At 65.7% G+C, this 24,364-nt stretch carries 25 protein-coding genes and 1 other RNA gene; 11 read left to right on the top strand and 15 right to left on the bottom strand.

Translation table 11 applies throughout. The annotated features are described in order from the left end of the window. Nucleotides 1-26: 26 nt before the first annotated feature. Nucleotides 27-599 (top strand): peptide deformylase, encoded by a 573-nt coding sequence (gene def, locus C560_RS0103160; RefSeq protein WP_026537098.1) that lies wholly within the window; start codon nt 27-29, stop codon nt 597-599. 65 nt (nt 600-664) lie between these two features. On the opposite strand, the gene C560_RS0103155 is transcribed toward def, so the two are convergent. The 8 genes from C560_RS0103155 to C560_RS0103120 form a co-directional block, all read right to left on the bottom strand. Beyond that, a complete protein-coding gene (locus C560_RS0103155; RefSeq protein ID WP_026537097.1) occupies nt 665-1,375 on the bottom strand; it encodes an alpha/beta fold hydrolase in 711 nt (236 codons plus the stop codon). Nucleotides 1,376-1,384: 9 nt separating this feature from the next. Then, nucleotides 1,385-1,843, bottom strand: a complete 459-nt coding sequence (locus C560_RS0103150) for a DUF1579 family protein (RefSeq protein WP_026537096.1) — start codon at nt 1,841-1,843, stop codon at nt 1,385-1,387. A gap of 30 nt (nt 1,844-1,873) precedes the next feature. Continuing rightward, nucleotides 1,874-2,746: a polyphosphate kinase 2 gene (gene ppk2, locus C560_RS0103145; protein ID WP_026537095.1), complete on the bottom strand. Its 873-nt coding sequence runs from the start codon at nt 2,744-2,746 to the stop codon at nt 1,874-1,876. 109 nt (nt 2,747-2,855) lie between these two features. Next, a complete protein-coding gene (locus tag C560_RS0103140; RefSeq protein ID WP_026537094.1) occupies nt 2,856-3,653 on the bottom strand; it encodes an HNH endonuclease family protein in 798 nt (265 codons plus the stop codon). Between the two features lie 109 nt (nt 3,654-3,762). Next, on the bottom strand, nt 3,763-3,972 hold the full coding sequence (locus C560_RS0103135; protein WP_026537093.1) for a hypothetical protein: 210 nt from the start codon (nt 3,970-3,972) through the stop codon (nt 3,763-3,765). 88 nt (nt 3,973-4,060) lie between these two features. After that, complete coding sequence (locus C560_RS0103130) at nt 4,061-5,551, bottom strand: glyceraldehyde-3-phosphate dehydrogenase (RefSeq protein WP_081627256.1); 1,491 nt, start codon at nt 5,549-5,551, stop codon at nt 4,061-4,063. A 229-nt stretch (nt 5,552-5,780) separates the two neighbouring features. Beyond that, a complete protein-coding gene (locus C560_RS21140; protein ID WP_043422448.1) occupies nt 5,781-7,448 on the bottom strand; it encodes a GMC family oxidoreductase in 1,668 nt (555 codons plus the stop codon). A 250-nt stretch (nt 7,449-7,698) separates the two neighbouring features. Then, nucleotides 7,699-8,754, bottom strand: coding sequence for a tyrosine-type recombinase/integrase (locus tag C560_RS0103120; protein WP_026537092.1), 1,056 nt, complete (start codon nt 8,752-8,754; stop codon nt 7,699-7,701). Between the two features lie 219 nt (nt 8,755-8,973). Between C560_RS0103120 and C560_RS0103115 the strand changes: the two genes are divergently transcribed. Continuing rightward, a complete protein-coding gene (locus C560_RS0103115) occupies nt 8,974-9,288 on the top strand; it encodes a hypothetical protein (protein ID WP_155855731.1) in 315 nt (104 codons plus the stop codon). Nucleotides 9,289-9,364: 76 nt separating this feature from the next. Here C560_RS0103115 and C560_RS23940 read toward each other — a convergent pair whose 3' ends face one another. Then, nucleotides 9,365-10,297, bottom strand: a complete 933-nt coding sequence (locus C560_RS23940) for a CatB-related O-acetyltransferase (RefSeq protein ID WP_269320011.1) — start codon at nt 10,295-10,297, stop codon at nt 9,365-9,367. Nucleotides 10,298-10,394: 97 nt separating this feature from the next. Here C560_RS23940 and C560_RS0103105 point away from each other — a divergent pair, with 97 nt between their 5' ends. Then, the gene (locus C560_RS0103105; protein WP_026537089.1) at nt 10,395-11,522 is read left to right on the top strand and encodes a glycosyltransferase family 61 protein; all 1,128 of its coding nucleotides are present in this window, start codon (nt 10,395-10,397) and stop codon (nt 11,520-11,522) included. A gap of 251 nt (nt 11,523-11,773) precedes the next feature. Next, on the top strand, nt 11,774-11,896 hold the full coding sequence (locus C560_RS23935; protein ID WP_269320010.1) for a hypothetical protein: 123 nt from the start codon (nt 11,774-11,776) through the stop codon (nt 11,894-11,896). 163 nt (nt 11,897-12,059) lie between these two features. Here C560_RS23935 and C560_RS22585 read toward each other — a convergent pair whose 3' ends face one another. Next, a complete protein-coding gene (locus tag C560_RS22585) occupies nt 12,060-13,463 on the bottom strand; it encodes a BNR repeat-containing protein (protein ID WP_081801604.1) in 1,404 nt (467 codons plus the stop codon). 246 nt (nt 13,464-13,709) lie between these two features. Beyond that, nucleotides 13,710-14,103, bottom strand: an RNA gene (rnpB, locus tag C560_RS22605) — RNase P RNA component class A. 120 nt (nt 14,104-14,223) lie between these two features. On the opposite strand from rnpB, the gene C560_RS0103090 reads away from it, so the two are divergent. The 3 genes from C560_RS0103090 (at nt 14,224) to C560_RS0103080 (ending at nt 16,868) form a co-directional block, all read left to right on the top strand. Next, nucleotides 14,224-15,075, top strand: a complete 852-nt coding sequence (locus tag C560_RS0103090) for an SPFH domain-containing protein (RefSeq protein WP_026537088.1) — start codon at nt 14,224-14,226, stop codon at nt 15,073-15,075. Between the two features lie 50 nt (nt 15,076-15,125). After that, nucleotides 15,126-16,031 carry an alpha/beta hydrolase gene (locus tag C560_RS0103085; protein ID WP_026537087.1) on the top strand — a complete coding sequence of 302 codons (906 nt, stop codon included), beginning with the start codon at nt 15,126-15,128 and terminating at the stop codon, nt 16,029-16,031. A gap of 72 nt (nt 16,032-16,103) precedes the next feature. Beyond that, nucleotides 16,104-16,868: a YaaA family protein gene (locus C560_RS0103080; protein WP_026537086.1), complete on the top strand. Its 765-nt coding sequence runs from the start codon at nt 16,104-16,106 to the stop codon at nt 16,866-16,868. Nucleotides 16,869-16,875: 7 nt separating this feature from the next. On the opposite strand, the gene C560_RS0103075 is transcribed toward C560_RS0103080, so the two are convergent. After that, on the bottom strand, nt 16,876-17,613 hold the full coding sequence (locus C560_RS0103075) for a zinc ribbon domain-containing protein (RefSeq protein WP_018773409.1): 738 nt from the start codon (nt 17,611-17,613) through the stop codon (nt 16,876-16,878). A gap of 123 nt (nt 17,614-17,736) precedes the next feature. Continuing rightward, on the bottom strand, nt 17,737-18,660 hold the full coding sequence (locus C560_RS0103070; RefSeq protein WP_026537085.1) for a Nif3-like dinuclear metal center hexameric protein: 924 nt from the start codon (nt 18,658-18,660) through the stop codon (nt 17,737-17,739). A gap of 99 nt (nt 18,661-18,759) precedes the next feature. Between C560_RS0103070 and msrA the strand changes: the two genes are divergently transcribed. The 3 genes from msrA (at nt 18,760) to epsC (ending at nt 20,904) form a co-directional block, all read left to right on the top strand. Beyond that, nucleotides 18,760-19,284, top strand: a complete 525-nt coding sequence (msrA, locus tag C560_RS0103065) for a peptide-methionine (S)-S-oxide reductase MsrA (protein ID WP_018773411.1) — start codon at nt 18,760-18,762, stop codon at nt 19,282-19,284. 65 nt (nt 19,285-19,349) lie between these two features. Beyond that, on the top strand, nt 19,350-20,285 hold the full coding sequence (gene cysK, locus C560_RS0103060; protein WP_026537084.1) for a cysteine synthase A: 936 nt from the start codon (nt 19,350-19,352) through the stop codon (nt 20,283-20,285). Nucleotides 20,286-20,319: 34 nt separating this feature from the next. Further along, on the top strand, nt 20,320-20,904 hold the full coding sequence (gene epsC, locus C560_RS0103055) for a serine O-acetyltransferase EpsC (RefSeq protein WP_018773413.1): 585 nt from the start codon (nt 20,320-20,322) through the stop codon (nt 20,902-20,904). A 38-nt stretch (nt 20,905-20,942) separates the two neighbouring features. Here the strand turns inward: epsC and C560_RS0103050 are convergent, their stop codons facing one another. After that, nucleotides 20,943-21,785 (bottom strand): oxidoreductase, encoded by an 843-nt coding sequence (locus tag C560_RS0103050; protein WP_026537083.1) that lies wholly within the window; start codon nt 21,783-21,785, stop codon nt 20,943-20,945. 115 nt (nt 21,786-21,900) lie between these two features. After that, nucleotides 21,901-23,337 (bottom strand): NADP-dependent phosphogluconate dehydrogenase, encoded by a 1,437-nt coding sequence (gene gndA, locus C560_RS0103045; RefSeq protein WP_018773415.1) that lies wholly within the window; start codon nt 23,335-23,337, stop codon nt 21,901-21,903. Nucleotides 23,338-23,612: 275 nt separating this feature from the next. On the opposite strand from gndA, the gene C560_RS0103040 reads away from it, so the two are divergent. Further along, nucleotides 23,613-24,341: a FadR/GntR family transcriptional regulator gene (locus C560_RS0103040; protein ID WP_018773416.1), complete on the top strand. Its 729-nt coding sequence runs from the start codon at nt 23,613-23,615 to the stop codon at nt 24,339-24,341. The last annotated feature ends 23 nt before the right edge of the window (nt 24,342-24,364 follow it).

Here is a 24,364-nt window from a genome sequence, read left to right as displayed (position 1 = left end):
ACCAGCACCCGAGGAACTTTTCTGATATGACCGTCCTGCCCATCACGATCTGGGGCGAGCCCGTGCTGCACCGCCGGGCCGCGGAAGTCGAAGTCTTCGACGACGAGCTCCGCACCCTGATCGCCGACATGTTCGAGACCAACGACGCCGCCAACGGCGTCGGGCTGGCGGCTCCCCAGGTGGGGGTCGGCAAGCGGCTCTTCGTGTACAAGTACGACAACGACGACGGCGCCCCGCCCACCGGGGTCGTGGTCAACCCTGTCCTGACACTTTCCAAGGTCTCCGGCGCCCTCCCGGACCCCGACGAGGAAGAGGAGGGCTGCCTGTCCTTCCCCGGCGGCCAGTATCCGCTCAAGCGGGCCGAATGGGCGAGGGTCCAGGGCTTCGACGGGGACGGGAAGCCGGTGGAATTCGAGGCGACCGGCTGGTTCGCCCGGGTCATCCAGCATGAGTACGACCACCTCGACGGCAAGCTCTACGTCAACCGGTTGATTGACCGCTATTCGCGCCGGGCCATGAAGCAGGCCAAGCGCAGCGGCTGGGGCGTTCCCGGCCTGACCTGGATGCCGGGAGTGGACCCGGACCCGTTCGGCCACTGACGGCCACTGACGGCTGGATGCTGGCGGGGCTGGTGGAAGACCGGCGGGCTGGCGCCCGGCCGGGGTCAGCTCCCCGGGGTCCGGTCGACGGCGGCCAGGATGGCGGCGCCGAGCTCGGCCGGCTTGGTGAACTGCGGCCAGTGGCCGGTGGGCAGGTCCACATAGTCGACCTCGCGGATCCGTCCGAGCTCGGCCACGTACGGGTGGCCGCCGGCGATCATTTCCGTCAGCATCGCGGACGGGAATTCGCAGGCGATGACGGTGACCGGGACCTCGTAGCGGCGTTCATCCGTGAGCTGCTGCCGGTCCTGGGCCACGCCGCGGGGCTGCGGGATGGCACGGGCACGGAACATGGCGCGCAGCTCGTCGGTCAGGTCGGTGAGGTCCTCGTCCTCGAAGAGCTCCCACGGCGGCAGCGGCACGTCGTCGCCGTCGGCCGGAAGTTCGTCATTGATGACCCCGCCCTCCCCCAGTGGTCCGCTGTCCACGTAGATTGCCCGGGCCACCCGGTCCGGGCGGGCATCGACGGCGCCGTGGATGATGGCTCCGCCGCCGGAGTGGCCCACCAGGACCACGGGTGCGTCGAAGGAATCGATCTTCGCCACGACGGCGTCGATGTGCGTGCGCAGGCCGATGCCGGCGCGCGGCGCACCGGCCGACTCCAGTCCCGGCAAGGTCAGCGGGTAGACCTTGTGCCCGGCCGCGGCCAGCGGCGGGGTGACGTCCGCCCACGACGAGGCGTCCAACCAGAATCCGGGTACGAGGATAATGTCCATGCCGGTACCCTACCGGTGGAGTTCCAGCTCCACCACCTGATAGGGGTCCTCGCCCGGGACGAGGTTGTGCATGGTGATGCGTCCGCCCGGGCCATCCGCCGGGTGCAGGTGGATCTGCCAGCCCCAGTCCGGGCCGGGCGGCGCCGGATAGGAGCCGTCGAGCCGGAGGACACCGTCGGCGCCCACCGTGCCGGAAAACTGCATCAGCGCCTTGCCCGTGTGCCAGGAGTCCGCCCACACCGCGGTGGCGGGATCCGCGTCGGACGCCCCGCCGGCCAGGAGCAACAGGCCTTCCTGCGGGTTCTCACCGTCTGACCAGGTGTAGGCGACACTCGCGAAGTGCGCCGCGGTCACCTTCACCGTGGCGGTGGCCGCCGAACCCTTGTACTCGTCTGTGGGCATGAGCCGCAAGCGGTTTTGTCCCTGCCAGGTGCCAAGGAACGGCGTCATGTATTTCACAATGTCCATGCTGCAGTCTACTGAGCCAATCGATCCCGCTCAGTCCCCCGGCGGCTTTTCCAGGCTTGCCGCGAAATCCGGGACATAGCGGAACAGTTCCCGCGGCGGACGCGTGTAGTTGACGGCTTTCGGCCGCTCCGGCAGGGTCACCGGCTCTGTCCGTACTTCTTGGTAGTCGATGCTGGAGAGCAGGTGGGCGATGAGGTTGATCCTTGCCCGGCGTTTATCTTCGGCTTCCACCACGTACCAGGGTGATTCCGCGGTGTCCGTCTGCACGAACATGTCGTCCTTGGCCCGCGAGTAGTCTTCCCACCGCAGGATTGCCTCCCGGTCCATCGGGGAGAGCTTCCATTGCCGCATGGGATCATCCAGTCGGGATTTGAACCGCCGTTCCTGTTCCGCATGGCTGATCGAGAACCAGTACTTGAAGAGCAGGATCCCGTCCTGGATGAGGAGCCGTTCAAAAACCGGGCACTGGGCCATGAAGCGTTTGTGCTCTGCCGGGGTGCAAAAGCCCATCACGTGTTCGACGCCGGCACGGTTGTACCAGGAGCGGTCCATCAGGACGATTTCCCCGGCGGCGGGCAGATGCGCCACATAGCGCTGGAAGTACCATTCACCACGTTCGCGCTCCGTCGGTGCCGGCAATGCGACTATCCGGGCAAACCGCGGATTCAGGAACTCGGTGACCCTTTTGATCGCACTCCCCTTGCCCGCTGCATCCCGCCCCTCGAAGATAATGAGGACCCGCGCCCCGGTGCTCTGGACCCACTCCTGGAGCGCAACCAGTTCTGCCTGGAGCCGCAGGAGCTCGGCCTCGTAGATTCCGGCGTCGAGCCGCGGCGGCCGCCGTGCAGAGCCCTTCTTGTGGCCGGTGTGCCCCTTGCCTGAATCGTCCGTGCGATGTGCCATGGTTTCCGTTCCAGCATTCCGGCGCGCGCGGTTTGTCCCGCCGCGCCCATTCTCGCCGGGCAGGAGAACGGCTGCAAGGGCCCTCCAGCCCGGAAGCCGCGACGGGTCCTCACCGCGGCACGATCGTCTGCTGCCCGGGGCACAAGGTCAGGATCCGTTTCATCGCTTCCTTCTCTGCGGCAGTGACCCAGAGCCGGTAGGCCGCCTTGACCGAGATTTGGCGGGCCACATAGTGGCAGCGGAAAGCCTTGTTCGGCGGCAGCCAGGTGGCGGCGTCTGAGGCGCTCTTGTCCTGGTTGGCGGGACCGTCGACGGCGATCAGGTTGAGGGGATCGTTGGCCAGGTGTGCGCGCTGCTGCGCTGTGAGCTGCTGGGCGCCCTTTTGCCACGCGTCCCCCAGCGCCACGACGTGGTCGATCTGCACCGCGGCACTGGTTTCGGCGCCGCGCCGGAACGCGATCATGCGGCCGGTGTACGGTTCCTGGAACGTGCCGCCGGCCACCTGGCACCGGGAGCCGCTGGCGAATTCGGCGGCCGCCAGGTCGCGGCGGAGGATGTCGTTGCGCGTATCGCAGCCGTTGCGGTCGACGTCGAGCCACGCCTGGCCGAAGGCGCCCCGGTCATAGTTGTTCTTTGCCGCCCGTCCCTTGACCGCGAGGGTGTCGAGCACTCCGGCAGCGCTTCCCTCCGGCACGGCCCGGACGGCGTCCACTGCGTTCATCCACCCGGCGGCGACCACGGGGGCCGCACTGGGGCCGGCGATCTGCGGCTCCGCGGCAACAAACTGGCCGGCCGTGAAGAACCAGGCGAGGCCGCCGAGGACGGCCAGGCCTGCTGCGGCCAGGAGAATCCAGGCCTGGCGGGAGTGGCGGCGGGCGCGGCGGAATTCCATCCAGGTGACGGTCATGTGGGCGGCCGCTCGCGGCGTTCTGGCTGCACGCCCTGAGCCTACGTGGACGGACCGCCACCGGGGCGGTTGTCCACAGTGTTGGGGACCGGTGGCGGAACGCCGGGGCCTATTGCTCCCGTGTGACCCGTTTCAGGTCTTCGTTGGCCAGATCCAGAAGGCCCTGGAGCTGGGTCACCCGGTCCTCGTTGACTTCACCGGACTGGCGTTTGACCAGGGCGTCGTCCAGCAGCCGCTTCGCTTCTTTCGCGTTGCTCCGCGCGACGTCCAGCGCGTGTTCCAGGGTGGTCTCGTGTTCAACAGCCGGGTTCGGTTCCATGGCTCCATTGTGGGTCCCTTTCCCGGCCGATTCCAGTGCATCGGCCGGGAAAGGAGGAACCAGTCCCGGTCAGGGACCTTGGCCCGGGTTAGACCTCGACGGGCAGGCCGGCGGCCTCGAGGATGGACGCGGCGTCCTTGGCGGGGAAGGACGGCGGGTTGACCCCGGCCATTTCCTCCATGACGCGGACCACCTGGCAGCTGTAGCCGAACTCGTTGTCGTACCAGACGTACAGGACGAGGTTCTTGTCGTTGGAGATCGTGGCCAGTCCGTCGACGATGCCAGCCCGGCGTGAGCCGACGAAGTCTGTGGAGACAACCTCGGGCGAATCGATGTAGTCGATCTGCTTGCGCAGCTCGGAGTGCAGCGACATTTCCCGCAGGTAGTCGTTGACCTCGTCCTTGGTGGTGCCGTTCTCCAGGTTCAGGTTCAGGATGGCCAGCGAGACGTCCGGGGTGGGGACGCGGATGGAGCTGCCCGTGAGCTTGCCGAGCAGTTCCGGCAAAGCCTTGGCGACGGCCTTGGCGGCACCTGTCTCGGTGATCACCATGTTCAGCGCGGCCGAGCGTCCACGGCGGTCACCCTTGTGGAAGTTGTCGATCAGGTTCTGGTCGTTCGTGAAGGAGTGGACCGTCTCCACGTGGCCGTGGACCACGCCGTAGCGGTCGTTGATCGCCTTGAGCACAGGGGTGATGGCGTTCGTGGTGCAGGACGCCGCCGAGACGATCGTGTCCGAGTCGGCGATGGTGCCGTGGTTGATGCCGTGCACAATGTTCTTCAGATCGCCCTTGCCCGGTGCGGTGAGGAGAACGCGGGCAACACCCTTGCTCAGCAGGTGCTGGGACAGGCCCTCGGCGTCGCGCCAGCGGCCCGTGTTGTCCACGACGAGCGCGTCGTGGATGCCGTAGGCGGTGTAGTCCACCGTAGAGGGGTTGTCCGAGTAGATGACCTGGATCTGGACGCCGTTGGCCGTGATGGTGTCGTTTTCGAGGTCAACCTTGATGGTGCCTTCGAACGAGCCGTGGACGGAGTCGCGGCGCAGCAGGCTCGCGCGCTTGCTGAGGTCGTTATCAGAACCGCGGCGGACCACGATGGCGCGCAGGCGCAGGCCGTGGCCGCCGCCCGCCTTTTCGATCAGGAGCCGGGCCAGGAGCCGGCCGATGCGGCCGAAGCCGTAGAGGACGACGTCGGTGCTGGTGCGGTCGTCGCCGCCGCGCTTGCCGACAACCTCGGCGAGTTCGGCGCGGAGGAACTCATCCAGGCTGGCGCCGTCGCCCTCGGCGCGGTACTTCTCGGTGAGGCGGGCAATGTCGATCGCCGCGGCGCCGAGGTCCAGCTTGGTCAGGGCCTCCAGCAGCGGGGCCGTCTCCTCGAGGCGCAGTTCTTCCTTGCTCATCCGGCGGGCGAAGCGGTGGGCCTTGAGGATATTCATGGTGGACTTGTTGATCAGGCTGCGTCCGTGGATGGAGGTCACCACGTTGTTCTCGCGGTACAGCCGGCCGATCACGGGGATCATCGCCTCGGCGAGCGCCTCACGGCCCATCCACGTATCAAGACAAGAATCTGACGTCTGGCTCACAGAACTACCTTCCTAGAATCCACCCCCTACGTCCTCGTAGGGGGAAGTCGGCCGCCGGAGGGTGTCCGGTACCGGGCACCGGCGGGGATTCGGTCCACCCCGGGCGCCTCATCGAGCGCAAAGAAAAACCGCCGGCTGCGAACGCAGACCCGGCGGCAGAACTTCTACGTTCACCATCAATTCTACGGGCGGCCAGGCCGGGTGGGGTGCCTGGTGCGCGTGAATTGACTCACACACCGTCCGGGGCCATAGAGGAGCCGGCCAAACCACTCACTCCGGGCGCCAGCCGGGCTGCGTCCTCCAGGATCATGTCGACGGCCTTTTCCGCGATCATGATGGTCGGCGCCTGCGTGTTGGCACTGACCAGGCGGGGCATGACCGAGGAGTCAACGACCCGCAGCCCCTCCAGCCCGTAGACCTTCAGCCGGGGCGAGACGACCGAATCGTCTGTGGTCCCCATGGCGCACGTGCCGACCGGATGGTAGGAGGTCCGTCCGTAGGAGCGCACGAAATTCACGTATTCGTCGCGGGTTGCCACGCGGGAGCCGTCGCCGATGTGCTCCTTCTTGATGAACGCCGCCATCGATGACTGCTCCATGATCTGCCGGCTCTGCTGCACGCCGACGATCGTCATCTCCAGGTCATAGTCGTCCGCGAGGAAATTCGGATCGATGAGCGGCGACTGTGTGGGGTCTGAGGATGCGACCCGAACTGTCCCCCGGCTGCGGGGGCGCAGGAAATAGGAGTTCAGCGTCATGCCGAAGCCGGGCTGCAGCGACGCTATGCCCGGCTCCGACCTCGCTGCGGGCAGGAAGTGGAACTGCAGGTCCGGGGATTTCTCATCTGTGTTGGCGTAACTGAACCCACCCGCTTCGACGAGGTTGGATGCGAACGGTCCCGAACGGAAAGCCAGATACTCGAGGCCCGCCAGGACGGTCGCCGGGCGTACCCGATTGAACCGGTCCAGGCTGTGGTCATCGGTGAGTTCGTAGATGATGTCAAGGTCAAGGTGGTCCTGCAGGTTCTTCCCGACCCCGGGCAGGGCGTGGACCACGTCGATGCCGGCGGCAGCAAGGTCTGCCGGGTCGCCAATGCCTGAAAGCTGCAACAACTTGGGCGAACCAAACGCTCCGCTAGCGATCAGCACCTCGCGCCGGGCACCGTAGGTTCGCGCGACTCCGCCTTCAATCGTCTGGATGCCGACGGCGCGGCCGTTCTTGATGACCACCTTGGAGACGGTCACGTTGACGCGCACCGTGAGATTGGGCCGCTTGCGCGCGGGTTTCAAATAGGCGACGGCTGCGCTGCACCGGCGGCCGTTCCTGGTGGTGGTCTGGTAGAAGCCAACGCCGAGCTGCTTCGCCCCGTTAAAATCGCTGTTGTAGGGCAGCCCGAACTCCTGGCCCGCCTGCACGAAGGCCGCCGAGAGCGTGTGCGGACGACGGAGGTCAGAGACGCCGAGGGGCCCTTGGGTTCCATGGTGCGGTCCTGAGAGTCTGGTGTTTGATTCCGAGCGGATGAAATACTTGGACACCTCGGCGGCGGACCAGCCCTCGCATCCGTAGTCCGCGACCCACCCGTCGTAGTCCCCAGCCACGCCCCGGGTGAAGACCTGGGAGTTGATGGAGCCGCCGCCGCCGAGTCCCCGGCCCTGAGGAAGCGCGATGCTGCGGCCGTTGCTGTGTTTTTGCGGAACACTGTTGTAAGCCCACTGATACGGGCCCCCCTTGAGCCTCGGGAAGCCCGCGGGCATGTGAATGAACGGATGGCGGTCGGATCTTCCTGCCTCGAGCAGGAGCACGCGTATCGAAGGGTCTTCGCTAAGTCTGCCGGCCAGGACGCTGCCGCCTGTGCCACCACCGGCGATGACATAGTCGTATGCTGCGTCATCCGGCACTATGACTCCTCAACCATCGCATGCACCGTTACCTGAAGCGTTCATTGAAGTGTCGGGGCCCGCCGGGATGATGTCAAGCATGCCTCAAGGTTTTCCCAAGCTTGCAACCGTGCACGCACGAGCCCGGCGGCCGGCACCGGTGACGGCCGGATCCTGCTCCGGGCAGGGCAGGGTAACCCGGCGGTTTGGGTGGATGGGTTGACCGATACGCCGGGTTCTGAGGGAATCGGCGCTCATGCTGGGCAGTGGGCTAGGTCAGGGGCAAATCAGGGGCATCCAAGCGCACCAGACCATCGGTCAGTGCAGCTGCTTTCGTGTCGTCGTCAGGCCACAGGTGGGCATAGGTTTTGAGAGTCTCGGTGGCGTCCTTGTGCCCCAGGCGGTGGGCCACAGCCACAGGGGACATGCCCCCGGCGATCAGCTGTGAGGCGTGATAGTGCCTGAGCTCGTGCCACCCCGTTCCGGCGCCCGGGACGATGTCACGGATGTGCCGCCACGCCTCCCCCGCCGTGTGCCGGGTGATGGCACGACCGTCCGAATGGAACACCAAGCCGCCCACACCTTGCGGGCCCTCCCGGAGTTCCTTGATGACCTGTATGGAGTGGTCCCCGATGTGGATGCGCCGGCGGCTGGCCTTCGTCTTGGGCGGCCCCCAGGAGGGATCGCTCGAGTTGTTCCCGATCAGTTGCCTGTCGATGCTGATCATGGCGTTGTCGAAGTCGACCCGGTCCCAGGTGAGGCCGCGCAGCTCGGAGGACCGTAGACCGGTGGCCGCGCAGAAGACGACCATCGGACGGTATGGCTTCCAGATCTCCTTGGCGAGCCGCTGCACCGTCGCCGTCTTGAGAGGGATCACTGCCTCGTCCTCGATCGTTGGCAAGCGGATCGAAAGGCAAGGGCTCTTCTGCAGGTTGCCGTCCAACACTGCAGCCTTGAACATGGCGGCGAGGTAGCCGTAGGTGACCTTGACTGTTGACGGGGCCAGGGTCTCCGCCCACTCCCCCACCGCAGCCTGCACATCCTCCCGGTGCACGGCGTCCAGCGTCATGTGCCCGAGGGTGGGGATGATGTAGAGCTTCAGCTTGGCCGCCACCTGCTCCTTCGATGACGCCCGGTGATGCAGCTGAGCGCCCTGCCACTTCTCCGCGTAGTCCGAGAGCAGTACCTTCTTCCGCAGACGCACGTACGTGCCACGGTTTATCGACGACACCTGTTCGGCGAGGAAGTCCTCGGCCGCGGCCTTCGTGGCGAAGCTCTGCCGCTGCTTCGTGCCGGCGGGGGGCGTCCACTCTGCCCGCCACCGCAAACCCTTCCCATAAAAAGGGGTGCGCGACTTGTCCTTCCGGATCCATCTGGCATTCCAGGGTCTTGCGGCTCGGACGTGATGTGTACGTGCCGGCAAGGATCCTGTCGACTCTCGTGTAGGCGCTGGGTGAACCGCGAGCTCCTAGAGCATTACGAAGAGATCTTCGCGGGGCGAGAGTCTGTTGGCGTGATCAGCAGTCATAAGGCATTGGGCTCACTAATGAAGCAGCGATTCCGCATCGGCGATGTGGTCGAGCACGTGCTGCCGATGCAGGCCGTTTTCCTGAAGGCCGCGGAGCGTAAGAATTCTCAGCACTACCCGGACGTGTTCCAAAAGGTCGTTGACACTATCGAGCCAATCAAGCCGGGTATGCCCTACCTGGTGTCCGGGGGGCTCTTGGCAAAGTATTACTGCCACGTCATCAAGTCACGCGGAGGCGTCGCCATCGACACTGGGTCCGTCCCGGAAATCTGGCTGAACATCCCGAACCGCGGGCTGCCCCAGGACTACATCGACCAGTGGAAATGGGTTTAGACCTCGGCATGACCTTAATCGGATAAGCCCCCATCCTCCTACAGGGAGGATGGGGGCCGTTTTTGTCGTCTCAAACTTAGGGGTGAACGTTCTCCGCGGCCGTGAAGAATTCCTCGAGGTCAGCCCTGAACATGAGGGGAAGCATTCGGTCAACGGTCCGGTCCGGCCAATCCCACCAGGCAATGGCCAAGAGCCGCTCGATGGTTTCGGGAGGGAATCGGTACCGGATGATTCTGGCGGGGTTGCCTCCGACGATTGCGTACGGAGGGACGTCCTTTGTGACCACCGCGTGGGCCGCGATGACGGCGCCGTGGCCGATCGTGACCCCCGATGTGATGAAAGCGGACGTGCCTATCCAAACATCGCTGCCGATGACGACGTCGCCGCGAGAGTCATGGTCAATCAGCCCAGTGGCAGAGGGCCACCACCTATCCAACGTTGGGAAGGGGTAGGAGGAAACAGTGTCAATCCTGTGGTTGCCCAGGGCGATCCCGACACCGGATGCGATCGAACAGAACTTGCCAATCTTGAGGTGTGCCGTCCGTTCGAAGACAGACACATTGCCGTAGGTGTGATCGCCGATATCCCACCCGTGTTCGGCGATATCGTTCGCTAGCAAGGTCCTACTCAACCGGGGTGGGCGCCCCCGGTTCTCCCAGGACACGGAAGCGAGGGTGAACATGACGTTCGGGTTGATAAGCGACCGCCCCTGAAAAACTGGCTCCTCGCCCGCGGCTGAGATGCGTTCTAGTCGTCCGGTCACGCGGCCGGTTGCGTCGGCGAAGCACACGGAGTTTCCCTCGATGACCCACTGATTTTCGTTGCGGTGGTTGTATCCCTCGAGACTGCCGTCCGACTTGAGCCTGAGTGCACTGCTCAGTTGGCGCTCGTTGGACCGGAAGTCCCAAATCCCCTCGATGAGCTCTGTGGCGAACTGCTGCGCTCTTTCCTCTGTCGCGTCCGTGTCGGAGGCGCGGCTGAGGGCGGGCGTTTGTGCTGAAGCGGGCATGCTGGAATCCTACATGCCCTAGACCACGGGGCCGGCCGCATACCGGTAAGATTTCTACTTTGCAACTTGCAGCAAACCACATGGAACGAGAATTTTTATGCGCCTTAAGATTGTGCCGATTCGGGAACTGGCGTCCCAGAACGGACTAATAGCGTCTGAGATATTTCCGCCACAGCGAAGTGCGCGAGAAAGCACGGTCGAATTCACCAACATCGACGAGGTCGATTTCCCCCGCAGGGACGTCGTAAAGAAGAACTATGCGGGAGTCGCCGTTGACTACGCATCAACGATTCATGCGGTGCTGGACAACGCCTACATCCTTGACGACGGTGTCATTATCTATGGCGGAGCGATCGTAGCCGAGACCCTCCCGGCCTCCGTCCAAAGGAATCTCAACAAATACAACCACCTGACCCCTGCGGGCGACGGCGAGTGGGACGTGGACCTGTCGGGCGCGGTTCAATGCGACGACCTGCCAAAGTACTCAATTGCCCGCTACGGCGTCGAGTACTACGGTCACTGGCTGACAGAGGTCCTGCCTCGTCTCCGTGAGCTGCGGTACTCGGCCAGCATCCTGGGCTCCGATGTGCTTCTTCCGAAGTCGGTAAATCCGGGGGTCCCGAACGGCATGTGGCCAACCATGAAGGCATCGGCCGCCGCCGTTGGTGTTGATCTCAGTGACGCCACCGTAATCCCTGCCGGGGGAATGAGGGTGAAGAGTCTTCACTACATCAGCCCGATGGGGCACTGGGGCTCCATTCGCCGCGAAGCGACTCGTACGTTCAATGAGATCCTGGAGCGCGCACCGAAGCCAAGTGGTCCGAGGCGCCTGTATGTGACGCGCAACGATACCGGCAATCGACGCCTGGAAAACGAAGACCAGATCTTTTCGCTGCTGCAGCAGCATGGCTTCGAGATGTTCCGCCCATCTGATCATTCATTCATGGACCAGGTTTCAGCATTCGCCTCCGCTGACGCCATTGCCGGGCCTCTGGGATCAGCGCTGACCAACACGGTCTTCGCACCTGACTCCGCCAAAATTCTGCCCCTGATCCCCGAACTGTGGGACGACCTGTTCTTCTTCGACCTCGCATGTTTGAAGGGCCAGCCCTGGTTCGAACTCCGCGGCCCGGTCACCACCCAAACGCATCCTCTGTATCAGCGAAATGATTTCCGGGTGGACCCGGTCGCCATGGGAGAACTCCTCGACCGGGTCTTCGGCTAGACACGGCAAGGCCCCACGCGCCTTTCCGGCGCCGGTGGGGCCTTGTTGCTGTTTCCGGGCAATTCCCTAAACAGCCAGAGCACTATTCAGGGTTGGTGACGGCGGTGGGGCGGCGCGCTCGTCCGGATACGATTTGCCCATGGCATCGTTCACCCTCGACGGAGCAACCTACGAAATAATACCTCCGCCCGGATCCCGGTCACCCTCCGCAGGAAACGCGGTCGTGGGAGCACGGGAGCTATCCGAAGGTCATGGCTGGCATCCCGCTGGCCGGCGGCTCCACGGTGGACGTGTACGCCGTCGCCGAGCGCTGGAACCCGTCGTATGTCCTTGTAGCCTGGGCCGACGGCGCCGGGCACAAACACTGGGCATAGGTGCCCGCCGGCAACATCCGCCGAGTCACAGACTCAGAATGGGACATCGAAGAATACCGCCGATGCCCTGACAAGCTCTGTGGCATCCGTTGGAGCCACCGCCTCCCCGGGTTCCTGCCAGCGTAGGCCCGACTGGCGCCAATCCGGCTGGCAGTCCGGACGATCAAGCGACGGGCTTCGGCTCAGGTAGCACCAGCTTCCCTGATGAGAGCGCGGCCAACGTGCCCGGATTGACAGTCATCGTGAGGACGCCGCCGTAGTTGCTGACCGCCTTTTGGCGGCAGGGTGCGATGAGTAGCCGCATTGTGTAGGAGCCGTTGAGCATTGTCGCCGTGCTCGGGGTCCAGTGCGGCATGGCCCACGGAATGAGTTGCACCCGGGCTTCCAGCGTGGGCCCTACTTGCCTGATATAGGCGATGTCTGCTTCGGCGTAGACCGCGTAGACCTTCCCGTCGGGTGTCCCGAAGACCGTCGCGTGCCAGATCAATCCCGCGCCGATAACTGTGTAGCTGAACGTCGAACCGGTCTTTTTGTAGAGCCGGACCTCACTATCGGGTGCAGGGAACCTTACCGTGGCGTAGGCGTTGGCTGCCGTGTCCACGCATGCACCGGTGACGACGATCCCGGCTCCTCCGGTCAGCACTTTCACGGCGGCATTGCCGGGCGTCACTGGCAACGTAACTGCGGTACCCGTGCCGTCTAGCCAGGTCACGCCCTTGTCTTCGCTGTAGAGGTAGCAGAGGTCGCGGCTGGACTCGGGGTCGATGGTATCCCGCCACGTCCACCACATATGTACGCGCCCCGTCGATTCGTCATAGACAATGCGAGACGGGTAGGCCGACATATCTTTCGTACCGGGCCCGGACCAGTCGTGACCTTTCAGGATCATGCCCTCACGCGTCCATGTTTTGGTTGTCGTGGAATACCGGTTCAGCATGAGGTCGCCATCCGAGCTTGTCCCAGCGCGGTAGAAGAATAGGAGGTTCCCGTCGAGGGTTTGCACAAATCGAGGGTATGTGACTTCGGTTTCGTCGGACCCCACCATGCCCGGGTTTTCCCAGCCCGTGATTTCATTCGGGACCGTGGAACGGATGTACCTCAACGGAACACGGTGGTGGTTGCCGGAAATGTGGATGTACCCGGCCCCGTCGAGCATGATCGCGAGGTTGTTGTGCTCATCGGCCGGCGCCGGGGCCACGAGCGGGTTGCCGGGCAGGGTGCCGAGGTTGAAGACCTGCCAGGTGGAGTCACCGTATTTCATCTTCGCTACGTAGGGGTTCATGTCGGCGCCCCAGAAAACCGCGTAGATCCAATCGCCAGGAACGCGCACAACGGAGTCCTGGTTGGTGACGTTGCTGTTGATCGGCACTATGTCGGTGAGCGCTATAGGGAACTGGTCGAACCGCATGAGCGTTGAATTTACCGCAACCGGCCAGGTGAAGGTGGCTTCCGCCGCTTTGGATGCGTGCGCGGCGCCGAGCGCGATAATCCCGGCGGCCGGCATAAGCAGTACGGAGCGGCGGGTAACTGACCCGCCCTGCTGAGAGGGTGTAGTAGGCCGCATCATGACGAAACGCTAGTCGCTCGACCTTTGGTTTTTCTTGGAAGACCTCGGCAGAAGTCCTATTGACGCCACTCACACGGCCATTAACTCAGCGCGTCCGCGGTAGCAGGTAGCTGTCAGGGGCAACTGAGGGGCAAACAGCCCAACCAGACCCCATCAAATGCCGTCAAATTGGATCGAAAGGGGGCGGCCAATAACCCTCAAAATAACCAAAAAATGGCTAAATCATGCGGGAAACGGCGGTTTGAGTGGATGGGTTGACCGATACGCCGGGTTCTGTGTTCCCGCGCTGTTGCCGGCGCGGGAGTAGCGGCCATCCATCTACGGACGCCGTTGCCGACGCCCTCCAGCGGCCTACCCGGACACTCGGGCGAGCAGCCCTCGAACGTGTCCTGTCTGGCCTTGCTCCGGGTGGGGTTTACCTAGCCTTCCCGGTCACCCGGGAAGCTGGTGGTCTCTTACACCACCGTTTCACCCTTACCTGCCCTGCAGCCTGTGCAAGCACACGCCGCACGCAGGCGGTCTGTTCTCTGTGGCACTGGCCTGCGGGTTACCCCGAGTGGGCGTTACCCACCACCCTGCTCTGCGGAGCCCGGACGTTCCTCGAGCCACTTGCGTGACGCGCGGCCGCCTGGTCAACCCATCCGTTGTCCATTCTACGGTCACGGCGAACGCATCCGGTGACAGGTCCGCACCGCGGCCATTTGGGGCGGCCCGTGGGAGAATTGGAGCAGGATTCCTGCTAGTCAAGGAAGAGATCCCAATGAACTGGATCGCCATCATCATTTGGCTGCTCGCGGTCATCCTGGTGGTGATTATCGCCAAGATGTCGATCAAGATTGTGCGCCAGTACGAACTAGGCGTCCTGTTCCGGCTGGGCCGGGTGGTCGCGGTCCGGGTCCCCGGGTTGCGGTTCATCATCCCGGTGGTGGACCGGCTTCAGCTGGTGAGCCTGCGGATCGTGACGATGCCGATCCAGTCGCAGGGCATCATCACTCAGGACAACGTCAGCGTCGACATCTCGGCGGTGGCCTATTACCGGGTGATCGACGCTGTGAAGTCCGTTGTGGCAATCGAAGACGTAGCGGCGGCCATCAACCAAATCGCCCAGACCACTCTGCGCAAGGTCGTGGGCCGGCACAGCTTGGACCAGACGCTGTCCGAGACCGAGCACATCAACAGTGACATCCGGAAAATCCTGGACGCCCTGACCCTGGAGTGGGGTGTCGAAGTAACCCTCGTTGAACTCAAGGACATCCAGCTTCCGGAGAGCATGAAGCGGGCGATGGCCCGCCAGGCGGAGGCCGAGCGGGAGAAGCGGGCCAAGATCATCGCGGCCGAAGGAGAGGCGATCGCCGCCGTGGCGCTCGGCGCGGCATCTGACACCATGATGGCCCACCCGGTCGCCCTGCAGCTGCGGAATCTCCAGTCCCTCGTGGAGATCGGGGTGGACAAGAACTCAACCGTCGTCTTCCCGGCGCCCCTGATGAGCACCATCGCCGAACTGGCCGCCTTCCTGGCCCGCGAGGACCATGTGGCCAGGACAACGATGTCGGCGCCTGCACCCGCAGCGACACCGGCGGAATCACCGGCGTCACCGATCAAGGCCGCGTAGCGCGTGAACCTGGGAGTAGCGCCCCGGACCGGCGCGCCTATTATCGAGGGATGGACGAGTCTGCCCTGACCCGGCGCCGCCTGCTGGGGCTGGCAGGGATCGGTTTGGGCGCCTCCGCCCTCGCGGCGTGCACGGGCGGGCTCGCGCCCACCGAAACGTCCCGGCCGGCAAGCCCCGCGCCAGCGAGCCCCACGAGCCCGACGACACCGCCCGCCCCCGCCGGCCCGCTGACGGTCCGGACCAGCACGGGTTCGTTCGTCTCGGCTTACCGCCCGGGGACCGCGAGCCACTGGTCGCTGGCGACGCCGGAGCTGCCGCCCGGCGGCGCGCCGCCCGAACTGCCCCTGGCCGTGTTTCTTCACGGACTGGGCGGCAGCCACACGGCTCTGCTGGAGGACCTGGCGGCCCACGAGGCCCTGCAACGGCACCTCGACGCCGGCGGCGCGTCCTTCGCGATCGCGGCCGTGGACGGCGGAAACACCTGGTGGCACCCGCGCGCCGACGGCAGTGACACGCAGTCGATGCTGGTGAGGGAATTTGTACCGTTCCTCGGCGGCCAGGGCTTCGACCTTGGCAGGATCGGCCTCGTCGGCCTCTCGATGGGGGGTTTCGGTGCCCTGCTGCTCGCCTCGCAGGGCCGGCTACCCGGGGTCCGGGCCGTCGCGGCCATGAGTCCTGCGGTCTGGGACCATTACGATCCGCGCCAGGATACCGCGTTCGACGGTCCGGACGACTTCGCCGCCCACGACGTCTTCGCACTCCGGCCCCGGCTCGCAGCTCTGCCCAAACGGATCGACTGCGGCACCGGGGACGAGCTTGCCGCCACTGTTCGCCACTACCGGGCGGGACTCCCGGGCGAAATCGAGGGCGGCTTCCAGCCAGGCGGCCACGACTACGGCTACTGGCGCACCATCCTGCCCGGCGTCGTGTCCTTTCTCGGCTACAACCTCGCCTGAACCGCCGCCAATCGCCGACCCCCGGGCCCTGGACGGCCGTCCCGGGAAGGCAGCCGCCGGTAAGATCGTACGGTGCTAATTCTGCTGCCGCCCTCCGAGGGCAAGACTCCCGCGACCGGCGGGGACGCCGCCGACTGGGCCGCGTTGAGCTTTCCAGCCCTCAACAGCTCCCGCGCCAAGGTCCTCGAGGCGCTCGGTACTGTCAGCGCCCACGAGGACGCCCTGGCGCTGCTGGGCGTCGGCGCTTCCCTGAGTGCCGACGTCGAACGCAACACACGGCTGCACGCAGAACCTGCCGCCCCGGCCCACCAGGTGTATTCCGGGGTGCTCTTTGACGCCCTCGGCTACAACTCGCTGACCCCGGCGCAGCGAAAGAAGGCCGACGAATCGGTGCTGGTGGTCTCCGCCCTGTGGGGCGCCATCCGCTTCGCGGACCGTGTGCCGGCCTACCGGCTGTCGATGGGGACTTCGCTGCCCGACGTCGGACGGCTTGCCTCCTTCTGGAAGCCGCAACTGGGCGACGCGCTGGCCGCGGCCGCCGCGGGCCAGCTGCTGGTGGACTGCCGGTCCAGCACCTATGCCGCGGCCTGGACTCCCCCGCCGGAACAGACGGTGGCCGTGAACGTCTTCACCGAGACCGCCGGGGTGCGCAAGGTGGTCAGCCACTTTGCCAAGCACACCCGGGGCGAGCTGGCACGCCATTTGCTCAGCCGCCGGGGCAAGGCGCCCCAAACCCCCGCACAGCTGCAGAAGGCGGCGGCGGAGAAATGGGTTGCCGAACTCGTTGCGGGCACGGCCCGGAAGCCGCACACCCTGAACATCATCCTGCCGGGCTAGGAACTGCTCAGGCCCAGTCGGCCGAGCGGACCAGGATGCAGCCGGAGTCGGGGCAGAACACGATGTCGTCCTCGGCCGCGGCCTTGATCTCGGCCAGGTCGCCCGGGCTCAGGTGCATGCCCGAGCCTTCCGAGGTGCCGTGGAACAGCCGGGCGGCGCCGACGCCACGCTTGGCCAGGGTCTTCTCATAGACGGCGAGCATTCCGGCGTCGAGTCCGGCGGCGAACTCGGCACGCTGCCCTCGCACCACCGTGGCTTCGGCGGCGATCTCGGCCAGCTGCTCGTCCAGCTCGGCACGGATGGAGCCGAAGGAGCCCTGGATGTCGTCCACGATCTGCTGCTGGGCCGCCTGGCGGGCGCGGAGCGAGTCGAGCCGTTCGAGGACTTCGAGCTCGACGTCCTCGAGGTCCGAGCGGCGCTTGTTCAGGGAGACGAGGTCCCGCTGCAGGGCCACGAGGTCCTTGGACAGCCCCGTGCCGCTGTTGAGCCTGGCCTCGTCGCGTTCGATCCGGGAGGCAACCTGCTCGACGTCGGCCTCTGAGCGCTTGAGTTCCAGTTCAGCGTCGTGGACGGCCACCTTGGCGGCACCGAGCTCACCGTTGGCCACGCTGAGGGCGGCTTCCAGGTCCGTGATGCGGGAATCGCTTTCAAGGCTTCGCCGGCGGTTGGACAAGGACTTGAGCTTGGCATCGAGTCCCTGCAATTCGAGCAACTTCAACTGTTCCGCCGGTGCTGCCTTGGCCACTATTTACCTCCGCTAAATCCAATCCGGCCGAAGCCGGGCACCGTCCCGGCGCTCCTTAGACTCTAGCGCCTAGCGTACTCCCCGGCCTCGCTACACTCACCCGGGGCCCCTCGCAGGCCAGGCTTAGCCTGGAGTCAGAATGAAGTCCCACGGGTCGCTGTTGGTGGCACTGACCCGGATCTCGACGTCGTGGCCCTGGTCGGTGAGCACATTGCCCAGCGCTTCGGCGGCCGCAGGCAACCACAGCCATTCACTGGCGAAGTGGGAAACGTCGATCAGGTACGGCCGGTCGTTGACCGCCGCCTCCCGGGCTTCCGATGCCGGGTGGTGCCGCAGGTCCGCCGTGACGTAGACGTCCGCGTTGCTGGCCCGGACCTCGCCGAAGAGGGAATCGCCGGCGCCGCCGCAGACAGCCACCCGCCGGATCAGCCCGTCCCGGTCCCCCGAGACCCGGACGCCGCCGGCCACCGAGGGCAGGATGCCGTACACGCGGGCCGCGAAATCACCCAGCGTCAGGACCTCTTCAAGGTCGCCGACGCGGCCGATGCCTTCCTCGGGGAGCCCGTTCGCTGCGGGCGTCAGCGGGGCCACGTTCTGCAGGCCCAGCGCGTCGGCCAGGACGTCGGAAACTCCCCCGACGGCGGAATCACCGTTGGTGTGTACGGTCAGCAGCGCGGTCCCGGACTCGATGAGGCGGTGCACGGCCTTGCCCTTGGCCGTGTTCGCGGCAACGGACGTCACGCCCTTGAGCAGCAGCGGATGGTGCGTGATGAGCAGCTCGGCACCGAAGTCGATGGCCTCCTCGATCACGTCAAGGGTCGGATCGACCGCGAACATGACCCGGTGCACCTCGGCGTTCGGGTGGCCGGCCACCAGGCCCACCTCGTCCCAGTCCTCGGCGAGGGATTCGGGCCAGAGCTCCTCCACTGCCAGCTGGATCAGGCCCAGCGTCGCGGCGCCCGTGGCCTCCCCGGTGCCGCTATCGCCGTCGACGGCGGCAGCAGGGCGGTCGGATTCCGCTGAAACATCGGTGTTCACAGGTTCCATACCCCCATTTTTACCCTATCCGCGGGCGGCCCGGTCACTCGTAACACTCTCGTAAGGTGGGTGGGGAATCATCGGGGCCCTCGAACCATTGAAGAGATCATGAGAACTTTTGTCCTCGGCGGAGGCTGCTTTTGGTGCCTCGACGCCGTCTACCAGAAAACCAAGGGTGTCAGCTCCGTCGTGTCCGGCTACACCGGAGGCCATGACCGCAGCCCCGACTACTACTCTGTTTGCTCCGGGACCACAGGCCACGCCGAGGTAGTGGCGGTGACATTCGACGAGGACATCATTCCCGCCGAGGTCATCCTGGACATGTTCTTCGCCCTCCACGACCCCACCACGTTGAACCGGCAGGGCTACGACGTCGGGACCCAGTACCGTTCCTCAATGTTCTACGAGACCACCGAGGAGAAGATCCTGTTCGAGGAGGCGATCGAGCGGAACCAGGCCCTGTGGCGGCACCCGATCGTCACCGAGGTCAGCCGTCTGCCGCAGTTCCATGTGGCCGAGGAAATCCACCAGGACTACTTCGCCAAATACCCGGAGCAGGGCTACTGCCAGGTCATCATTAACCCGAAGCTGGCCAAGGCGAGGAAATATTACTCTGCATGGCTTAATGCTTAGCTAGGGCCTGTTGGCGCTCGTTAGGCTGACCTCAGTCAACCCTCTTCAAAGACAGGCATACATATATGGCACCGATCTATGACGATGTAACCGCGCTGGTAGGCGGAACTCCGCTGGTCCGGCTGAACCGGCTGACCGAAGGCCTTGACGCCACCGTGGCCGTCAAGCTGGAGTTCTACAACCCGGCCAACAGCGTCAAGGACCGGATCGGCGTCGCGATTGTTGACGCTGCCGAGAAGTCCGGTGCCCTCAAGCCCGGCGGCACCATCGTCGAAGGCACGTCCGGCAACACCGGAATCGCCCTGGCCATGGTGGGCGCGGCCCGCGGCTACAAGGTCATCCTGACCATGCCGGAGACCATGTCCACCGAGCGCCGGGTCATGCTGCGCGCGTACGGCGCCGAGATTGTCCTGACCCCCGGCTCCGAGGGCATGCGCGGCGCCGTGGAGAAGGCCCAGGAGATCGTGGCCAACACGGAGAACTCCATCTGGGCCCAGCAGTTCGCCAACGAGGCCAACCCGGAGATCCACCGCCGCACCACGGCCGAGGAAGTCTGGGCCGACACCAACGGCAAGGTGGACATCTTCGTCGCCGGCGTCGGCACCGGCGGCACCGTCACCGGCGTCGGACAGGTCCTGAAGGAACGCAAGCCGGAGGTCCAGATCGTCGCCGTCGAGCCTAAGGACTCCGCCATCCTCAACGGCGGCGCCCCGGGCCCGCACAAGATCCAGGGCCTCGGCGCGAACTTCATTCCCGACATCCTGGACACCAGCGTCTACGACGAGGTCATCGACGCCACGCTGGAAGATTCCGTCCGGGTGGCACGCGATCTCGGCATCAAGGAAGGCATCCTGGGCGGCATCTCCTCTGGCGCCATCGTCTGGGCGGCCCTGGAGCTCGCCAAGCGGCCGGAGAACGCCGGTAAACTCATTGTTGCCGTGGTGTGCGACTTTGGTGAGCGCTACATCTCCACCGTGCTGTACGACGACATCCGCGGCTAAGTCCGCTGACCCACGATTGCCCAGAAAGGTCTTTGTGAGCTTCTTCGCAAGACTGAAGGAAGACCTCGACGCCGCCCGGTCCCACGACCCGGCGGCTCGAGGTTCTTTTGAGAACTTCTTCGCCTATTCCGGCCTGCACGCGATCTGGTTCCACCGCCTGACGCACCGGCTGTGGCAAAACCCCGCCCTGCGCTTCCCGGCGCGGCTCATCTCCCAGCTCGCCCGGTTCCTGACCGGCATCGAGATCCACCCCGGCGCGACCATCGGCCGGCGCTTCTTCATCGACCACGGCATGGGCGTGGTCATCGGCGAGACGGCCGAGATCGGCGAGGACGTCATGATCTACCACGGCGTGACCCTCGGCGGCCGCTCGCTCGCCAAGATCAAACGCCACCCCACCATCGAGGACCGCGTGGTGATCGGCGCGGGCGCCAAGATCCTGGGCCCCATCACTATCGGCCGGGACAGCGCCGTCGGCGCCAACGCCGTGGTGGTCAAGGACGCCCCGGCCGAATCAATCGTCACCGGCGTGCCGGCCACCTGGCGGCACCGCGACGCGCAGCGCGAGACCAAGCCCGCCGTCGACCCGGCCGAATACCTGATCGAATACCGGATCTAGTCCGGCTCCAGAGCGGCTCCAGACGGAACCGGGTATCTCTAGGCAGCCCTGCCCGGGAACCGCTTGTAGATGTTCCACAGGACGGCGTCGAACGCCCGGTCCGGCAGCAGGTGGCGCAGCAGCAGGATCCCGCGGGCGCTGGCACCCACGGGGTACCGGGTCCTGGGCCGCCGGGCGGTCGCTGCGTGCAGGATCGCCTCGGCCACGAGCTCCGGCCGCGACGACGTTGCGGGGTTGTCCGTCGTGCCCAGCGCCGCCGCCACCACCTTCGCCTGGGCCGAATAAGGGCCGTTTCCGGAGCTGGACAGCAGCCCCTGCGCCGCAATGGCGCCCCACTCGGACTGGGTCCCGGCCGGCTCGATGATGGCCACATCGATGCCGTGCGGCTTGAGCTCGATCCGCAGCGAATCGCTCAGGCCTTCCACGGCGAACTTGGTGGCGTGGTACCAGGCGCCGAGCGGCTCGTACATTTTGCCGCCGATGGATGAGATGTTGATGATCCGGCCCGCGCGTGCGGCCCGCATGGCCGGGATCACGAGCTGCGTCATGCGCGCCAGGCCGAAGACGTTCACGTCGAACTGCCGCCGGCCCTCGGCCAGTTCCACCTCCTCGAGCGATCCGTACGTCCCGTAGCCGGCGTTGTTGACCAGGACGTCGATCCGGCCGTGCGCGGCCAGCACGTCCCCGACGGCGGCGCTCATCGAGGCCTCATCGGTCACGTCCAGGGCCACCACCTTGACCCCGGACGCCTTCAGCGGTTCCATTAGCTCCACCCGGCGGGCCCCGGCATAGACGGTGAAACCGGCCGAGGCAAGCTTTTTCGCGGTTTCGAAACCGATCCCGGTGGAGGCACCGGTGACAAACGCTACGGGCTGGGGCATGGGCTGAACTCCTTGGGCGCTGAACTCCTGGGGCAGGAGCAGCCGGAAACACGGACGGCCGGCGCCTCCCAGAGTAACTGGAAAGTGCCGGCCGTCGCGTCGGAACCGGGGTGGGTCAGTGGGTGTCGACTGCCTCGATCTCGGACTTGTCCTCGCCCCAGAGGGTGTGGAACGTGCCCTCGGCGTCGACGCGGCCGTAGGTGTGCGCCCCAAAGAGGTCGCGCTGGCCCTGGATGACGGCGGCCGGCAGGCGCTTGCGGCGCAGGCCGTCGTAGTAGGCCAGCGAGGAGGAGAACACCGGCACCGGGATGCCGAGCTGCACCGCGGTGGACACCACGCGGCGCCAGGCCGGGAGGACCTCGGCGATCGCCTTGGTGAACGCCGGGGCGAAGAGCAGGTTGGCCGGCTTCTCCGCGGCGGCGTAGGCCTTGGTGATCTCCTTGAGCAGCTCCGCGCGGATGATGCAGCCGCCGCGCCACAGCGAAGCGATTTCATCCAGCTTCAGGTCCCAGCCGTATTCCTTGGCCGCGGAGGTGAGCATGTCCAGGCCCTGGGCGTAGGAGACCAGCTTGGAGGCGTAGAGCGCCTGGCGGACGTCCTCGACGAAGCTCTCGGGGACCTCGACGGCGGCCTCGCCGCCGGCCAGCAGCTCCTGGGCCAGCACGCGCTGCTCGGCCTGGGAGGACAGGGCCCGGGCGAAGACGGACTCGGCGATGCCCGACGTCGGCGAGCCGAGTTCGAGCGCGGAGATGACCGTCCAGCGGCCGGTGCCCTTCTGGCCGGCGGCATCCACCACGACGTCGACGAACGGCTTGCCGGTCTTCGCGTCGACGTGGCCGAGGACCTCGGCGGAGATTTCGATCAGGAAGGAAGCGAGGTCGCCCTTGTTCCACTCTTCGAAGATCTTGGCCTGCTCGGCCGGTTCGATCCCGGCGCCGGAGCGCAGGAGGTCGAAGGCCTCGCCGATGACCTGCATGTCGGCGTATTCGATGCCGTTGTGGACCATCTTGACGAAGTGGCCGGCGCCGTCGGTGCCGATCCAGGCGCAGCAGGGCTGGCCGTCGACGTGGGCGGCGATCTTTTCCAGCAGCGGGCCGAGGGCGTCGTAGGACTCCTTGGAACCGCCCGGCATGATCGAGGGGCCGTTGAGGGCGCCTTCCTCGCCACCGGAGACGCCGATGCCGACGAAGTGCAGGTCCTTCTTGGCGAGCGCAGCCTCGCGGCGGCGGGTGTCCTCGTAGTGCGAGTTGCCGGCGTCGATGATGATGTCGCCCGCTTCCAGCAGCGGCTCGAGCTGCTCAATCACGGAGTCGACCGGCTTGCCGGCCTTGACCATGATCAGCACGCGGCGCGGCTTCTCCAGCGAATCAACGAGTTCCTGGAGGGTCTCGGTGCGGACGAAGTCGCCCTCATCGCCATACTTGGCGAGCAGGGTGTCTGTCTTTTCCACGGACCGGTTGTGCAGGGCAACGGTGAAGCCGTTCCGGGCCAGGTTGCGTGCGAGGTTGGCCCCCATCACCGCGAGGCCGGTAACACCGATGTGTGCTGACATCAAAACTCCAATTCATTTCTGTACACAATGATTTCTGTAGACCACGTGTACGGCGATTCGTCTCAGACGTTCATCTAGGACCCTGCGGGTTGCGCCGCGGAGGGCGGAACCCGCTCTTAAGGATTGTGGCTGTCCTTAAACCATATGTATTTCCGCGGGCTGCGGGAAAGCCGCGCCCACGGAGCGGAATACTGCGCGTCATAAACAGTCTATGATCACCGGCGTCCGCCCCTCCGGTCAGCCCGGACCAGGCCCACCGCATTATGCTTACGACTATGTCAACCAGCCTCCACCACCGTGCCATTGAGCACCTCGGGACCCGGATCGTGGCCGGCGAGCTTCCGCCCGGGCACGTCATGCTCGCCGAGCACCTTGAGGACGAACTCAAGGTCTCCCGCTCGGTGGTCCGGGAGGCGGTCCGGGTCCTCCAGTCCCTGGGCCTGGTGGAGACCATCAAGCGCGTCGGCATCCGCGTGCTGCCCTCGAACCGGTGGAACCCCTTCGACCCGCTCGTGATCCGCTGGCGGCTGGCCGGCGAGGGCCGCGGCGCCCAGCTGCGCTCCCTGGCCGAGCTCCGCACCGCCGTCGAGCCGGTGGCCGCCGAGCTGGCCGCGGCCAACGCCCCCGAGGAGCTCCGCCGCGAACTCGTGGAGATCTCGCACGCCATGCGCGACGCCGGACAGGCCGGGGACGTGCCCCGGTTCCTCGAGCTGGACATCCTGTTCCATTCCCTGCTGCTGACCGGCTCCGGCAACGAGATGTTCGCCAACATGGTGGGCCAGGTGACCGAGACGCTGACCGGCCGCACCATCCACGGCCTGATGCCGGACCACCCGCGCGAGACCGCGCTGCGGTGGCACGTCGAGGTCGCCGAGGCCATCGCCGCCGGGGATGCCGCCGCCGCCCGCGAGGCCTCGAACCGGATCATGCGCGAGACCATCTCGGAAATGGAGCCGAGTTGGAAGAACCAGCCGCGGGTGTTTGTCCCGGTCGAGCGCCACTAAGCCACTGGCCGTCCGGGCGCCGG

Source organism: Arthrobacter sp. 9MFCol3.1 (assembly GCF_000620385.1).
In the GTDB taxonomy this organism is placed as follows: Bacteria; Actinomycetota; Actinomycetes; order Actinomycetales; family Micrococcaceae; genus Arthrobacter.
This window is presented reverse-complemented; position numbering and strand designations above follow the sequence as displayed.

Coding starts and splice junctions, on each gene's coding strand:
- def (WP_026537098.1), top strand. CDS start 27: ATGACCGTCCTGCCCATCACGATCTGGGGCGAGCCCGTGCTGCACCGC.
- C560_RS0103155 (WP_026537097.1), bottom strand. CDS start 1,375: ATGGACATTATCCTCGTACCCGGATTCTGGTTGGACGCCTCGTCGTGG.
- C560_RS0103150 (WP_026537096.1), bottom strand. CDS start 1,843: ATGGACATTGTGAAATACATGACGCCGTTCCTTGGCACCTGGCAGGGA.
- ppk2 (WP_026537095.1), bottom strand. CDS start 2,746: ATGGCACATCGCACGGACGATTCAGGCAAGGGGCACACCGGCCACAAG.
- C560_RS0103140 (WP_026537094.1), bottom strand. CDS start 3,653: ATGACCGTCACCTGGATGGAATTCCGCCGCGCCCGCCGCCACTCCCGC.
- C560_RS0103135 (WP_026537093.1), bottom strand. CDS start 3,972: ATGGAACCGAACCCGGCTGTTGAACACGAGACCACCCTGGAACACGCG.
- C560_RS0103115 (WP_155855731.1), top strand. CDS start 8,974: ATGAAGCAGCGATTCCGCATCGGCGATGTGGTCGAGCACGTGCTGCCG.
- C560_RS23940 (WP_269320011.1), bottom strand. CDS start 10,297: ATGCCCGCTTCAGCACAAACGCCCGCCCTCAGCCGCGCCTCCGACACG.
- C560_RS0103105 (WP_026537089.1), top strand. CDS start 10,395: ATGCGCCTTAAGATTGTGCCGATTCGGGAACTGGCGTCCCAGAACGGA.
- C560_RS23935 (WP_269320010.1), top strand. CDS start 11,774: ATGGCTGGCATCCCGCTGGCCGGCGGCTCCACGGTGGACGTGTACGCC.
- C560_RS22585 (WP_081801604.1), bottom strand. CDS start 13,463: ATGATGCGGCCTACTACACCCTCTCAGCAGGGCGGGTCAGTTACCCGC.
- C560_RS0103090 (WP_026537088.1), top strand. CDS start 14,224: ATGAACTGGATCGCCATCATCATTTGGCTGCTCGCGGTCATCCTGGTG.
- C560_RS0103085 (WP_026537087.1), top strand. CDS start 15,126: ATGGACGAGTCTGCCCTGACCCGGCGCCGCCTGCTGGGGCTGGCAGGG.
- C560_RS0103070 (WP_026537085.1), bottom strand. CDS start 18,660: ATGGAACCTGTGAACACCGATGTTTCAGCGGAATCCGACCGCCCTGCT.
- msrA (WP_018773411.1), top strand. CDS start 18,760: ATGAGAACTTTTGTCCTCGGCGGAGGCTGCTTTTGGTGCCTCGACGCC.
- cysK (WP_026537084.1), top strand. CDS start 19,350: ATGGCACCGATCTATGACGATGTAACCGCGCTGGTAGGCGGAACTCCG.
- C560_RS0103050 (WP_026537083.1), bottom strand. CDS start 21,785: ATGCCCCAGCCCGTAGCGTTTGTCACCGGTGCCTCCACCGGGATCGGT.
- gndA (WP_018773415.1), bottom strand. CDS start 23,337: ATGTCAGCACACATCGGTGTTACCGGCCTCGCGGTGATGGGGGCCAAC.
- C560_RS0103040 (WP_018773416.1), top strand. CDS start 23,613: ATGTCAACCAGCCTCCACCACCGTGCCATTGAGCACCTCGGGACCCGG.